This window comes from Blautia sp. TM10-2 (assembly GCF_003480845.1).
GTDB classification, from domain to species: Bacteria; Bacillota; Clostridia; order Lachnospirales; family Lachnospiraceae; genus Fusicatenibacter; species Fusicatenibacter saccharivorans.
In genome coordinates this window covers 90,367-105,137 of sequence record NZ_QUJZ01000008.1, presented here as the reverse complement: position 1 = coordinate 105,137, position 14,771 = coordinate 90,367, and the positions used below count along the sequence as shown (strand labels likewise).

At 49.9% G+C, this 14,771-nt stretch carries 11 protein-coding genes; 1 reads left to right on the top strand and 10 read right to left on the bottom strand.

Annotation, left to right across the window (positions count from 1 at the left end; genetic code table 11):
• Positions 1-91: 91 nt before the first annotated feature.
• The 9 genes from DXD92_RS09665 to DXD92_RS09630 form a co-directional block, all read right to left on the bottom strand.
• Entirely contained in the window at positions 92-2,308 is a 2,217-nt protein-coding gene (locus DXD92_RS09665; protein WP_070100823.1) for an LTA synthase family protein, read from the bottom strand.
• Positions 2,309-4,960 carry a valine--tRNA ligase gene (locus tag DXD92_RS09660; protein ID WP_118594857.1) on the bottom strand — a complete coding sequence of 884 codons (2,652 nt, stop codon included), beginning with the start codon at positions 4,958-4,960 and terminating at the stop codon, positions 2,309-2,311. It lies immediately after the preceding gene.
• A gap of 426 nt (positions 4,961-5,386) precedes the next feature.
• Entirely contained in the window at positions 5,387-6,187 is an 801-nt protein-coding gene (locus DXD92_RS09655; RefSeq protein ID WP_055220012.1) for an MBL fold metallo-hydrolase, read from the bottom strand.
• Between the two features lie 72 nt (positions 6,188-6,259).
• Entirely contained in the window at positions 6,260-6,700 is a 441-nt protein-coding gene (locus DXD92_RS09650) for an SseB family protein (RefSeq protein ID WP_226906325.1), read from the bottom strand.
• Between the two features lie 83 nt (positions 6,701-6,783).
• Entirely contained in the window at positions 6,784-7,743 is a 960-nt protein-coding gene (locus tag DXD92_RS09645) for a hypothetical protein (protein WP_118594856.1), read from the bottom strand.
• A gap of 18 nt (positions 7,744-7,761) precedes the next feature.
• A complete protein-coding gene (locus DXD92_RS09640; RefSeq protein WP_118594855.1) occupies positions 7,762-8,334 on the bottom strand; it encodes a M48 family metallopeptidase in 573 nt (190 codons plus the stop codon).
• Between the two features lie 157 nt (positions 8,335-8,491).
• On the bottom strand, positions 8,492-8,629 hold the full coding sequence (locus DXD92_RS18550; RefSeq protein WP_156327580.1) for a hypothetical protein: 138 nt from the start codon (positions 8,627-8,629) through the stop codon (positions 8,492-8,494).
• A gap of 22 nt (positions 8,630-8,651) precedes the next feature.
• Positions 8,652-9,407: a transglycosylase domain-containing protein gene (locus DXD92_RS09635; protein ID WP_238046220.1), complete on the bottom strand. Its 756-nt coding sequence runs from the start codon at positions 9,405-9,407 to the stop codon at positions 8,652-8,654.
• 292 nt (positions 9,408-9,699) lie between these two features.
• Positions 9,700-10,260, bottom strand: a complete 561-nt coding sequence (locus DXD92_RS09630; RefSeq protein WP_022461328.1) for a biotin transporter BioY — start codon at positions 10,258-10,260, stop codon at positions 9,700-9,702.
• 278 nt (positions 10,261-10,538) lie between these two features.
• On the opposite strand from DXD92_RS09630, the gene DXD92_RS09625 reads away from it, so the two are divergent.
• Positions 10,539-11,912, top strand: coding sequence for an MATE family efflux transporter (locus tag DXD92_RS09625; protein WP_118594854.1), 1,374 nt, complete (start codon positions 10,539-10,541; stop codon positions 11,910-11,912).
• Between the two features lie 206 nt (positions 11,913-12,118).
• Here DXD92_RS09625 and DXD92_RS09620 read toward each other — a convergent pair whose 3' ends face one another.
• Positions 12,119-14,548: a glycoside hydrolase family 3 protein gene (locus DXD92_RS09620; RefSeq protein ID WP_118594853.1), complete on the bottom strand. Its 2,430-nt coding sequence runs from the start codon at positions 14,546-14,548 to the stop codon at positions 12,119-12,121.
• Between the last annotated feature and the right edge of the window lie 223 nt (positions 14,549-14,771).

Here is a 14,771-nt window from a genome sequence, read left to right as displayed (position 1 = left end):
AAATTTTGTCCCGACTTTTCGACTTTCCCCGTAAAAAGATACAGTGGGACGTCAAAATCCGCCCCACTGTATGATCTTTCGGACACTCTTTTTAATTCTGCAGACCGCCGTCTTCGGCCGGTTTATCGCTGTTTTCTGTTTTTGACGGCTCAATCTTGTCGCCTTCGCCCTCCGGCGCACCGGACGGCGCTGCCGTCAGTTCATCCTGCGGCGCAGTGCTCGTATTGGCATTTTCCTGCGTCACATCTGTTTTCGTGCTGTCCGGGTTCGGCGTCGGCGTCGGTGTAGATACCGTTTTTGGCTCTTCATACATCATCGGCTCTGTCCTTGTCAGCACCTTCTTCGTCGAGCTGTTGCTCTGCTGCGCGATTGTAATCTGATCACCGTCTTCCAGGGTCAGACTATGCACCATCAGAATCGACGGGCTGACATAAACGGTATCCTGTATCTCCTCGTTGACTTCCACACGGCTCGATGCCGTAAAGTTTTCTCCGTAAAAATACCAGGTATCTTCTCCGGATTTTTCGATTCGTTCCAGTGTTACCGGCAGAGCACCCATCTGCAGCTTCACACGCTCATACGGTGTCTCTCCGTCTTCTCCGTAAACGTACCGTTTTCCATACAGCATATCATACTGCAGCACCTCGAGATCCACCTGATAATTCTTCGTATTCCGTCTCGTCTGATGATACCGGAAAATGGTTCCGTCATGAATTCCCACACGGTTCATAACCTCTGCTGCAATCTGGTAGGAAGCAATGTTTTCCTGTTTTCTTTTCAGTCCCATATTATCCCAGATTACGTATTCGGTCTGATACAGATAGCGGTTCTCCAGATCTTCTACTTTCAGTCCCATCGTTGGCAGATGGTCCCCGTACATCACAAGTACCACCGGCTCCGGATAATCCGCAAGCTTTGTCGTCAGCTCTTTGACAAATTTGTCCATCTCATGGATCTGATTTACATAATATTCCCAGGAGTAATTATTTTTTTCCCGGTCTTCCGCGCCTGTCACTGTAATCTCCGGATCGTCAAGCACCGGCTCTGTCGGATAATCACCGTGGCCCTGTACCGAAATCGTATAGATATAATCCGGTTCGTCTGTCGCATCGAGCGTTTTTATGATCTCTTTTGTCAGAATATGGTCTTTTACCCATCCTGTCGCCGTCACATCCGAGATATCCGGCATATATTCCTCCGAGGTAAAGGTATCAAAACCAAGACGTGAGAATACACTTCTTCTGGAATAGAAGTTTGCTTCATTGTTGTGGATCGCATGGGTCGCATAGCCAAGATTCTTTAAAACATACGGCGCACTCTCACAGGTCTCCTCTGAAAGCACCGATTTGTACGGATACTCACCCGCTCCGAAATACCGGAGGCTCATGCCGGAAATAGTTTCAAACTCTGTGTTTGCTGTTCCGGCTCCCACCACCGGCACGCGGAGATAACCGGAAGAATAATCCTTCATCAGCTGCCGGTAATACGGGATCGGATCCTCGGAAATGTTGAGGAAATTAACCAGCTCCGGATCGAAAAAGGACTCCAGCTGCAAAAAGATAATATTCGGTTTTACCGTATCATCCTCTTTTTGTTCGCCTTCACTCGTCTCAATCTGTTTCACGAGCTGTTCGGAATAGCCGTTCGGCTCTGAAATTCCCGTATCAAACAGGGTGACTGCCAGACAGTACGGATAGCCGTAATCCTGGTAGGCAAATGCGATGTTGACGAAATAGCTGGAAAGCACACGCTTTGCAAGCGCCAGATTTGTTGCTCCCGTAAAGAGTACAATTACCAGAGCAATCAACGGCACATTCAGATACCAGCGGATTTTCCCCTGAAATTTCGGTCCTTTGATCCAGACCCATACAAAAAATGCCAATAATGCCACAAGGGCTGCTACGACGAGGATCATGGTACCTTTCGACAGATACTTCGTCACGACCTTTGCGCCGTCACTTAAATTCCGCAAGTCCGGTCCGGTAAACGGCGTGACGCGGTTTGCCAGAATCACACCGTTAATGATGCCGAGCAGCAGCCAGAAACAGCTCATCACCAGCCGTACCAGCACACGTCTGCGGAACAGATAAACTACCATAAAAGTAGTGAAGATCAAAAATGCATTGTACAAAAAGACCCATGGGCTTTCCACCATGTAGCTCCATGCAGATGCCAGCGAATGGCGGGAAAATGCTTCAATCACCAGATACAGAATACAGCATCCCAGGGCCTGCAGCGGCAAAGAGAGCCAGTTGCAGACTTTCACTACGGTTTCCTTGTTTCCATGCAGTTTTTTTCCTTTTTTCATTTATTTTTTCAGCTGCTCCAATCTTGTCTGAACCTGCTCCATCATCTGCTGATAGTTCGCCAGTTTTTCTTTCTCTGCCTGAACTTTTGCTTCCGGAGCTTTGTTAATAAAGTTCGGGTTGCCAAGCATGCCGTTGGAACGTGCGATCTCTTTTGTCAGACGCTCTTCCTCTTTTTCAAGGCGGGCGATCTCTTTTTCAAGGTCAACCAGCTCGGCAAACGGGATATAGATCGTCGCCTGCGGGATCACTGCGGATACTGCGTCGTCTGCAATACCGGCTTTATCTGCCTGTACGTGAACTTCGCTTGCACCTGCCAGTGTTCCGAAGAATACGGCGCCGTTTCGGAAGGTTTCCTGTACAGCAGCATCTTCCGTTACAACGAATACGCTTGCTTTCTTTGACGGCGGTACGTTCATACTGGTGCGGACACCACGGATGCTTCTTACCGCCTCTTTCATCATCTCAACGGCTGCCTCATCCTCTGCGTATGCAAAGTCTTCGGTCTCTTTCGGCCATGCGGCGATCATGATGGAATCCTCGTCCGGATTCAGTGTGCAGTAGATTTCCTCTGTGATGAACGGCATAAACGGATGCAACAGCTTTAATGCATTGCCAAGAACGGTTTTTAAGGTCCACAGTGCAGCGCCCTTCGTCTCGTCGGTCTCGCTGTACAGACGCGGTTTTACCATCTCGATGTACCAGTCGCAGAACTCCTCCCAGATAAAGTCGTAAACCTTCTGTACGGCGATACCGAGCTCGTAGCGGTCCATGTTGTCCGTTACTTCCGTTGCCAGCGTGTTTACCTTAGAAAGAATCCATTTATCTGCCAGTGTCAGTTTGTCTTTTGGCATTTCAGACGGAACTTCTGCTTTTTCCAGGTTCATCATGATGAAACGGGAAGCGTTCCATACTTTGTTTGCGAAGTTACGGCTGGCTTCTACACGCTCCCAGTAGAAACGCATATCGTTTCCAGGTGCATTACCGGTCATCAAAGTCAGACGGAGAGCATCTGCACCGTATTTGTCAATGACTTCGAGCGGATCGATACCGTTTCCGAGGGATTTACTCATCTTGCGACCCTGGGAATCACGAACGAGTCCGTGGATCAGTACGTGGTGGAACGGAACCTGTTTAGTCTGCTCCAGTGCGGAGAATACCATACGGATAACCCAGAAGAAGATGATGTCGTATCCGGTTACGAGTACGTCGGTCGGATAGAAGTAATCAAATTCCGGTGTTTTCTCCGGCCATCCTAAAGTGGAGAACGGCCACAGAGCGGAGCTGAACCAGGTATCCAGGGTATCCGGGTCCTGGGTGAGATGGGTGCTGCCGCATTTCGGGCATTTTTCCGGCATTCCACCTCTTACAACCGTGATCTCGCCACAGTCATCACAGGTATAGGCCGGGATACGATGACCCCACCAGAGCTGACGGGAAATACACCAGTCGTGGATATTGTTCAGCCAGTTCTGATAAATCTTGCTGAAACGATCCGGGATGAAGTTTACTTCCCCGTTCTTCTCTGCTTCGCTGGCAGCGGCAGCCATATCCGCCATTTTTACAAACCACTGTGGTTTGATCATCGGCTCTACGGTTGTCTTACATCTGTCGTGGGTTCCTACGTTGTGAACGTGATCCACTACTTTTACAAGAAGGCCAAGCTTCTCGAGATCCTCTACCATGGCTTTTCTTGCCTCGTAGCGGTCCATGCCGGCGTATTTGCCGCACTTGTTGTTCATGGTTCCGTCATCGTTTAAGATGTTGATCTCTTCGAGGTTGTGGCGTTTTCCTACCTCAAAATCGTTCGGGTCGTGTGCCGGTGTAATTTTAACGCATCCAGTTCCGAACTCTTTGTCTACGTAAGCATCTGCGATAACCGGGATTTCACGGTCGGTCAGCGGCAGTTTCAGCATTTTTCCTACAATATCGGTGTATCTTTCATCCTCCGGATTGACAGCTACGGCAGTATCGCCGAGCAGAGTCTCCGGACGGGTCGTTGCGATTTCTACGAAGCGGCCTTCTTCTCCAACTACCGGGTAGTTGATGTGCCAGAAGTGGCCTGCCTGCTCCTGATATTCAACCTCTGCATCGGAGATGGAAGTCTGGCATACCGGGCACCAGTTGATGATGCGGCTTCCTTTGTAGATCCATCCTTTTTCATACAGACGGCAGAATACTTCTTCTACGGCTTTGGAGCATCCCTCGTCCATGGTGAAGCGTTCTCTCTCCCAGTCTGCAGAGGAGCCGATCTTTCTTAACTGGCTGTTGATGCGTCCGCCGTACTCTTTCTTCCACTCCCAGCAGTGCTCCAGGAATTTTTCGCGTCCGATTTCATCTTTGTCGATGCCCTGCTCTTTGAGCATATTGGTAACTTTTACCTCGGTTGCAATCGCCGCATGGTCGGTTCCCGGCTGCCAGAGGACTTCATATCCCTCCATCCGTTTGAAACGGCAGAGAATATCCTGCATGGTGTTGTCGAGTGCATGGCCCATGTGAAGCTGTCCGGTTACGTTCGGAGGCGGCATCATAATGGTAAACGGTTTTTTGTTCGGGTTTACAGTGGCGTGGAAATATCCTTTATCCAGCCATTTCTGATACAGTCTGTCCTCGAGTCCCTTCGGATCGTAGGTCTTTGCGAGTTCTTTGCTCATGAGATCCTCCTTTTATGTTTGGTGTATTGTGGTATTTATTCCCGCAGAGGCTTGTCTTAAATCAAAAACGCCCTTCACATACACATAACATGCATGCAAAGGGCGAAAATTCCGCGGTACCACCTTAATTTGTATCTCGTTTCGGAGTCTGTAACGTGACTCATGCGTGAGAACCTAATCATCACATCTTCTGTGCTTTTCAGCTCTCCGGTTCAGAAGCTACCTTCCATGACCACCTTCCCGGACAGCCTTTCAGCCGGTGAACCATCCTCTCTTTTGGGGCCTGCCATGTACTCCTCTTCCTCATAACCTTTTCTTTTTCTGTTGGAATAGAAACTGCATTTATCATAATCGCGTTTTTTTATTTTGTCAAGCCGCCGCGGGCAAAAACCTTTCTTCTTATGGAAGTTTTAAGATTTCACGCGCTTATTTTCGGTGAATCCGCGATGCACAGTACTGCATTTCTGCGCGGCCGTACGACGCGTAGCGGACCTGTTCTTTCGAAAACGGCTTCGCATTGCTTGGCCGTCCCAGGTTTTCGCCGTGGATCACCTGATCCACAAGGTCGATGAGATCTGCGAGAACGCCGAGGCTGAGCGGATTGTAAACCGGATGCGCCGTCGATTCAAACACCTGCGTGTGATGACCGCCGAAGAATTTCATGCGGCCGCCCCTCTTCACAAGCCACACCATCAGTCCGACCAGCCCGTCGTAATACTCTTCCAGGCTCGTTCCGCCCGGCACCTGCATCCAGACACCGCAGCCGCTTCCGATCGCATCTCCGGTGAACAGGTAATTCTGTTTCGTCTCAAGCACAACGACGCTGCCCGGCGTATGGCCCGGTGTCTGACAGACGGCCAGCTCTGTGCCGCCGAGCGGAATCACGGAATCGGTACGGATGTCATGAATCTCCTCCCACGGTTTTAATTTTCCCGCTGTCAGCATCACAAGCGTCTCTGGATCCATCTTCTTTTCATCGTGGCACATGTACACCTCATCAAACTCATCCATGTGATACATGTGATCCGGATGCGCATGCGTGATGACCAGCAGAAGCGGCTTGTCCGTCAGCTCACGGATCACCGGCAGAATCTTTGTGCCTGCCGTAATGCCGGTATCAATGACAGCCGCTTTTTCTTCACCTTCTACTACATAGAACGATGAATTTCCTGCGTCCAAAATACAGTAAATTTTTTCCCCGATTTCTGTTACCTGAAAACCCTCCATGATGTAAAACCTCCTTAAAATAATAATGTACCCTCGGAGTCTTTCTGTGCTTGCTTTTTTCCTTTCGGCAATTCAGTGCCCCGCATTCTCTTCCCCGATGATAATCGAAAGCAGCGTATGATCCAGCATGATCGTGCGGTTCCACGGATTGAAAATCACACCGCTGATCTCCTTTGTTTCGGATGCCATGTGGATCAGCTGTTCCAGACTCACGAGAAACGTAGATTTCACGCTGCTGCTCCCCTTTAATTCCTCATCAAAGCTCGTAAACGCGGCCCACCAGACTTTTCCGTCTGCGCTCTTTACCGTTCCGATCCGGATCTGATCGTCGCCGGATGGCGGTTCCACGGAAAGAATCGCCTGTCCGCCCTCTTTCATTCTGCGGCGGATTACCGTCAGCACATGTGCCAGCAGTTCCGGCGTCGGCTCCTTTTGCAGTCCCAGAATTGCTTCCTCTATCGTTTCATTCCCCTGCAGCCCTTCGTCCTTTAGAGTTTCCATTTCTTTTGCCATTGCTCTTGTCCTTTCTTTTTCGCTTTTCCCACACAGAATCTGTGTACCATCATCCCCGGCAGCTTCGGCACTTCCGATGACCTTTACTCTGCGCCTACCCAGATGCCATCTTCCCCGCAGAATCTGCACTCTTTTGATACATCCAAAACGTTTTCCATCCGCTTTAAGATCTGATCGTACTTCCCTTCCCGCATCAATGCAATCGTCACCTGATCCGTTCCGATCTGCAGATGGCGGAAGCCGCGTTTTCCTTCCTCTGTCCACGGCAGAGTCAGCTCCAGTTCAAAGCCGCCGCTGCTTCCGTACAGCTCACCCGGCTGTTCGTCCGCAAACAGCTCGAAAAGCGGCTGATAATATGCTTTGAAATAATTCTCCTCTGGAAACCAAAGTGTCCCGTCCCCGGTCCGCTCCGGCTCTTTTACAACGGCATTCAGATAGCCTCTCTCGTAATACGTCATGCACGCCGCGCTCTTCGCCAACGGATTTTCATTGATCTTCTCGATCTCCGACGCCGCCCGGCATCCATTTCCAAAGGCCGCCTGGCTGTTCTCGCTCCTGCCGACCGGCTCCCAGACGCTCCATGCGTTCTGCTTTCCGTATCCGATCAGATCCTGGCGGTATGCACCGTTGTATTTTACAAATTTTTTCTCCCCCGGCTGCTCGATCAGGTTCAGCGGTACCATACAGTCAATTCCGTACAGCTTCTGCGCAATCAGCCGCGTGTAGATGATGCCGAGATAATGACAGATTGCACTGCGCTCCGCCGTGTCGAGATACATAATCTGCTCCGCTTTTGCCAGCTGGTCGCCGCGTGTTTCGAGCACACTCTCCACCATCGCAATCCGTGACTGCAGCTCCGCCTTCCGTTTTCCGCGGTAGCGCGCCGACAGACGGCCGTACGGCATCGTGCTTGCAAGAACCGCGTGCAGCAGCTCCAGATTCGTGTATTCGATCATAATATCTTTCTTATTTAAACCGAGCTCCGCGTCGGTATCGACTTCCGTCACATTGATGATATATGTTTTTTCTTCGGTCAGTATCATTTGTTTTGCCTCTCTTTTTCAGTACTCTCTTCCATGCTCCTTCAGCCAGCTCTGCCACACTTTGTAATCGGGCATCTGCTGTGCCACCACCGCGTAAAACCGTGCGGAATGGTTCATCTCTTTCCGGTGCGCCAGCTCGTGGATAACGACGTAATCCATCACGCGCTCCGGCATCAGCACCAGTTTCCAGTTGTAGTTCAGGTTTCCGGCGCTGCTGCAGCTGCCCCAGCGGGTTTTCTGCTCACGAATTGTGATTCTGCCATACGTTACGCCCATCTCTTTTGCAAAATGTGCCGTCTTTTCCGCCAGCATCTGCGCCGCACGTTTAACCACCGCTTTTCGCTCTGCTTCCGTCAGACGGTTCGCTGCTTTCTGCTCTGCGGCCGCCAACGCTTTTTCCCGGTGTGTGTGAATCCAATCCTGTTTTTCTTTTAAGAATGCTTCGATTTTGTATTTTGCCATCCGTTTCGGTGCGCGCACCACCACGCTTCCATCCGCTTTGACCTGGACGGCGAGCGTTTTGCGGGCGGAATACACGATCTCATAGGGAATCTGTTTTAAAATCCGTTCTGCGCTGTCTTTCTGTTCCATTTATTTTTCCTCAAAAGCTGTCTGTTTTACCATTTTTTTGCCTGTTTTTCATTATACCTTTTTCCCGGCGGAAACGCAATCGGATTGCTCACAGAAAAAAAACGCGAGCAGAATCACCGTTTTTCTTCCGGCAATTCTGCTCACATTTTTCTTTCTCTTATTTCAGCTCAATTTTTTTCTGCTTTCTTCGGATGCACAGCCTCACAAATAAAATCGCCGCCTGCACACAGAGAATCATCACCAAAATTCCAATCATGGACAGCGCTGTTGCCCCCAGTCTGATCAGTTTTCCCATTCTTTTTTCCTCACTTTTCTTTCTATCGTGCCAGAACCGGATCGGCTGCCGCATCCCACAGCAGGCTGTCCGTCTCACTTTGTTCCAGGTATCCATATTTTACCATTGCCGCCAGCACCTGCTTTTCCCGCTGCAGCGCCAGATCCGCGTGGCGCGACGGTGCGTAGGCGGACGGTGCATTCGGGATTCCGGCGAGGAGAATGGCTTCGCTGTCGGTCAGATCCTGCGGCTCTTTTCCGAAATAACCACGCGATGCTTCTTTGAGTCCGTAATAGCCATCCCCGAAATAAATAGTGTTGATGTACAGCTCCAGAATTTCTTCCTTGGAGAGCTGTCGTTCCACATAGAGTGCTGTCCACGCCTCTGCCGCTTTTCTGGCAAGTGTCTTATTCTGATCGTAATACATGTTTTTTACCAGCTGCTGTGTGATAGTACTGCCTCCCTGCTCCGGTTTCATCACGCGGATGTCATGTACAACCGCGCGCGCCATGCTGATCCAGTCTATCCCGTGATGTGTGTAATACCGGTGATCCTCGACAGCAAGCACCGCTTTTTTGTACAGCTCCGGCACCTGTTTCAGGGGAACCCACTGTGCTTCGCTTCTGATTTCCTCTACCGCCTGCGCGAGCGGCTTTTCCTTCACTGCCTTCTGATAGGAAACATATCCCTGGATTGCCCAGAACATTCCGGCCGTCAGCAGGATCAGGCAGAAAAATGCCAGAAAACCTCCAACCATTTTTCCCGCTGTTCCCCGGTGTTTTCGTGTTCTTTTTCTCATAGTTTCAAACCCCTTTGTTGTTCTTTCCTGCTTTCTATCCTACCATATCTCCCTTAACGCCTTCTTGCCTCTTTCTTAGGAATTCATTAAAATTTTGAAACTGTATGAAATGCATTTTGCACGTTTTTTCAAATAACCGCTGCTGCTGCGGAATACTTTAACCGAATCAGGCAAGTAGCGAAGCGGATTGCGAATATCCGCTTGACAAAACAGAAAAAGACAGACACCTGGCAGATTGTCAGGATGCCTGTCTCTTGTTTTTATCTTTTGGTTTTTCAGAAACGCTCTGTGATTATGCTGCGGTTCCGTAGTTCATTACATGAGCTGCTGACAGTGCTTTTCGAACGGCTACACCGAGAATTTCAGCTACTACAACGGAAATCACATCTTTTACGATGTACGGAACGGAAACTGCAAGGAACGAAGCCGGGATCGTGTTTCCTGTTACAATGGAAAACTGTACCACACCGAATGCGTGACATACCGCAAGACCTGCGATTCCAAGAACGAATGGTTTGCCCGGGAAGCCTTTTTTAATTCCGGCACCGCAGAGCATTGCCATCGGAATAAATCCGAAAATAAAGCCGCCGGCCGGTCCGAGAAGAGCGCCGAATCCACCGCTCATGCCGGCATAAACCGGAACGCCGATCGCGCCGAGGATCAGATAAAGAGCGGACGATGCACCTCCCAATTTCCAGCCAAGCACGTAGCCGCAAAATGCCATTGCAAAGGTCTGCAGCGTCACCGGAACGCCGGTCGGAAGCGGAATCGTCACAATGGACAGTACCGCAAGCACTGCCGTCATCATGCCGGTCAGTACAATCTGTTTTGTGGTAAGTTTTGATTTTTTCATGAATGTAAGTCCTCCTCGCAGGTTCTTGTATCCAATTCTTTCTGCTTTCGAATTGTTAACCTTGTTTCAATATAGGTTAATATTTCATTTTTGTCAATCCCTTTTTTAAAAATGCAGAGAGTTCTGCTACGATTCTGTTACACTTCCTGAAAATAGCGGTCACCCTCTTGTTTTCTGTTTTCTTTCTATGGTATACTATATAGTCTCGGAGTTTTTCCGGGAATGTTCACCCGATACAAACGATGAATTTTTATTCCATTTGAAAGGAGATACCCTCTATGAAACCTTCCGAAAATCCTCTCGGCTCGGAACCGGTCAGCTCTCTTTTGCGGCGTTTTGCGATTCCGAGCGTCATCGCGATGCTCGTCAGCGCCCTCTATAACATGGTAGACCAGCTCTTTATCGGTCACAGCATCGGCGTGCTCGGAAACGCAGCGACCAACGTAGCGTTCCCACTCAGCATGGTCTGCACATCCATCGGTCTGCTCTGCGGCATCGGCGGTGCTGCAAACTTCAATCTCTGCATGGGCAGAAAGGATCCGGAGCACGCGAAATCCTATGTTGGAAATGCCATCTCCATGCTGGCAATCCTCGGTGTGATCCTCTGCGTTGCCGTTCAGCTTTTTCTGCGTCCGATGATGCTTCTCTTTGGTGCGACGCCGGATGTCATTGATTACGCCTGTACTTACACCAGAATTACCTCCATCGGCTTCCCGTTTCTGATCGTCACAATCGGCGGCTCCAACCTGATCCGCGCGGATGGCAGCCCGAAATTTTCCATGCTGTGCAACCTGGTCGGCGCGATCGTCAACACGATTCTCGACCCGCTGTTCATCTTCGTTTTCCACATGGGCATGGCAGGTGCAGCGCTCGCCACGATCACCGGACAGATTTTATCATTCGCGCTCGTTGTCTTCTATCTGCGCGGTTTTAAAACGCTGCCGCTTTCTCTTTCCGATCTGAAGCCAAAAATAGCCTGCTGGGCACGGATCGCTGCGCTTGGTGCAACTCCGGCATTCAATCAGGTGGCAATGATGGTTGTTCAGATCGTTATGAACAACACACTGACCTACTACGGCTCCAATTCCGTCTATGGAAGCGACATTCCGCTTGCATGCGCCGGTATTATTTCAAAGGTGAATATGCTGTTCTTCTCCTTTGTCATCGGCATTTCCCAGGGACTTCAGCCGATTGTCAGCTTCAACTTCGGTGCACAGAAATATGACCGCGTGAAGGACGCTTATAAAAAAGCAGTTTTTGCGGCGACTGCCATTTCCATCGTCGCCTTCCTCTGCTTCCAGCTCTTTCCGCGCCAGATTATCGGCATTTTTGGTTCCGGTTCAGAAGAGTACCTGCATTTTGCAGAGCGGTACTTCCGTATTTTCCTGTTTTTCACATTCCTGAACGGTATCCAGCCGGTCAGCTCAAACTTCTTTACCTCAATCGGAGCACCGAAGAAGGGTATTTTTCTTTCGCTGACGAGACAGATTATTTTCCTGCTTCCGCTGCTGCTGATTTTTCCGTATCTCTTCGGCATTGACGGCGTGATGTACACTGCACCGATTGCAGACCTTGCAGCCGCATCAGTCAGCATCGTTATGGTCGTGCGGGAATTTAAGATCATGGCAGAGCTACAGAAGGCTACTGCCTGAAAACAGGTTTCTTTCCCGGAGCGTTTCTGCAAAAGACTTTTCGTGAGCTGCGGTCGCCAGAGTCTTGCTACAGATCATTGCCGTGTAAACAGGAAAGAATCCTGTCCGGAAAGTAAAAAATCGTATGCTGTTGCTTTTTCCACAACAGCATACGATTTTTTTATGCGTTATCTACACTTTTCTTTATTTATTCACATGCATCCACATCAGTCCATGCGAAGAATCATGGTCAGGATTCGTTTTGCACAAAGAGCGATTTCGTCGCGGGTGATGTATCCCTTCTCAAATGCCTCCTGTACGCGCTCCTCGTATCCGTTTGCCATCTTGATATCATTTCCGGCTTTTGTCTCGCGGTAATGCTCGCCGTGTGTCCACCAGTCGGTCGTTACCATTCCCTTAAAGTCCCACTCACCGCGCAGAATACCGGTCAAAAGATCCTTGTTCTCAGATGCCTGAACGCCGTTGATCAGGTTGTAGGACGACATGATTGTGTATGGATCTGCCTCTTTTACGATGATCTCGAAGGCTTTCAGGTAAATCTCACGCAGCGCACGCTCGGAAACGCGGGAATCGCTGTCTTTTCGGTTTGTTTCTTTGTTGTTGCAGCAGAAGTGTTTCACACTTGCCCCGATATGCTCGGACTGCATACCGCGTACCATTGCCGCACCGGATTTTCCGGCTACAAGCGGATCCTCGGAATAATACTCAAAGTTTCTTCCGCAGAGCGGGCTTCTGTGAATGTTGACAGCCGGGGTCAGCCAGATGCCGATGTTGTTTTCTTTGACTTCCTCTCCGCCGGCTTTACCGATCTCTTCGATCAGCTCCGGATCCCAGGTGCAGGCAAGCAATGTTGCGCACGGCCATGCGGTCGTGTTGACGCCACACTGCGGCTGAATGCGAAGGCCTGCCGGTCCGTCTGCGGTCATGATATTCGGGATGCCGTACTCAGGCAGATTTCCCATGCCAAACGTGTTGGCAACTCCTGTGTTCGGCTGACCGCCGAGCAGATGAATGAGTGCTTCTGTCGGAAGCTTATCTACAAACTCGTCGAGCGTTTCTTTTCCCTCGGCCACATTCATCAGGTTCGGATTCGTCTTTGCTGCTTCCATAAGCTCGCCAAAGCTCTTTCTCTCCTGTGCTTTGACTGCCGGGAGGAAACCTTCCAGAGTCAGCTTATCCTGACGCTCCAGTCCTTCTTCCTCGACAGGGCCGTTATCGGTCGGAAGCGCTTCGTAGGTTCCATCCGCAAGGAGACGTTTTTCCAGCTTATGCGGAGCGGCAAGGCTGGTGTACTGTGCAGTCACTTCTGCCTCTGCCAGATCGTAGGTGAAGTCCAGTTTCTTCGCATCTCTTACATTGTTTCCAACGTAGAAGACGTAGCTTCCTGCCTCAAGAACATAGGCAGATTTTGCAACCTTTCCAAGATCATCAAAAGATGCCATATCTTCCACTGTAAAGGAAAGAACGACTCTCTGTGTCTCGCCTGGCTGCAGCAGTCTTGTTTTCCGGTAAGCGCCGAGCTCTTTGGCCGGTTTGCCAAGCTTGCCCTGCGGTGCGCCATAGTAGAGCTGTACAACTTCTTTTCCGGCACGTTTTCCGGTGTTGGTAACAGCTGCTTTTACAACAATCTTTCCATCCTTCTCTTCTGCCCCCAGAACTTCTGTCTCAAAGCTGGTGTAGGAAAGACCGAAGCCGAACGGATAATTGACCTTCTCCGCTGCGCCCGGAATCGTCTCGAAATAACGGTAACCAACGTAGATATCCTCGTTGTAATCCACGTAATAAACGGATTTATGGAAGTTCTCGGTGGATGGATAATCCTCGAGGGTTGCTGCGTAGGTATCAACCAGTTTACCCGATGGGTTGACGTCGCCTGTTACAACGTCCGCTGCCGCGAGGCCGCCTTCCATGCCGCCCTGCCATGCCATCAGCACCGCCGGAATCTCTTTGCAGTCTTTGAACCAGCTGGTATCAACCATACCGCCGACGTTCATGACAACGATGACATTTTTAAAGTTTGCTTTTACTTTTTCTACCATGGCTGCTTCGCCGTTTGTCAGGCAGAAGTCGCCGTTTTCGAAGATGCTGGCGCTCAGCTCGATCTGTTTTTTCTCATCCTCAAACAGCTCATAGCCTTCCTCGGTGATCTGGCATTTGCGGTCCCAGCCCTCGCCGGAGAAGCGGCAGATGGTGATGATTGCGGTATCGGTATATGCTTTTGCTTTCTGTACCAGCTCGTCCGGTACTTCCGGCTCTCTTGTCATGCCCGGTACAGCACCTGCAGCATACTGTTCTTTTACATTTTTCTCATAGAATTCCGGAAGTTCATGGAACAGAGAAACCTCCCCCTCGGCCTCTTTGATCTTCATGCCTTCGTAGAAGTTGCGGATATACGCAACGGTAACGTCACCGCTTCCGCCGCCGCCTTTTACGTAATCAATCGTTCCTTTTCCAAATAAAGCTACTTTTGTGCCTTTTGCGAGCGGCAATGTCTCGTTCTCGTTTTTCACCAGAACCATACCCTCGCCTGCTGCTTTTCTGGAAAGTGCGATATGTTCCGCGCTTCCTGTTACCCTTTTTCCGTCTTTTCCCAGCGGCAGAACCGGCTGGTAAAGACTTCTCTGCCATTTACCCATTTTAAGCTTACCTCCTGTATTTTCCGGTGCGCAGATCGCTTTCCGAACGCGCCCCATTCTGTCTTTATGATACGAAGTTTTGGAATAGATGTCAATTGATTTTTCAGCATTTTATCCTGTTTTTCGTTTCTTTTTCTTTTGATTTTATTCTATTTTGCCAATTTTTCAGGCATCCGTTGTTTCTTTTCTTTCTCTCAATATCTTGATCCGCAGGTGGATGCTA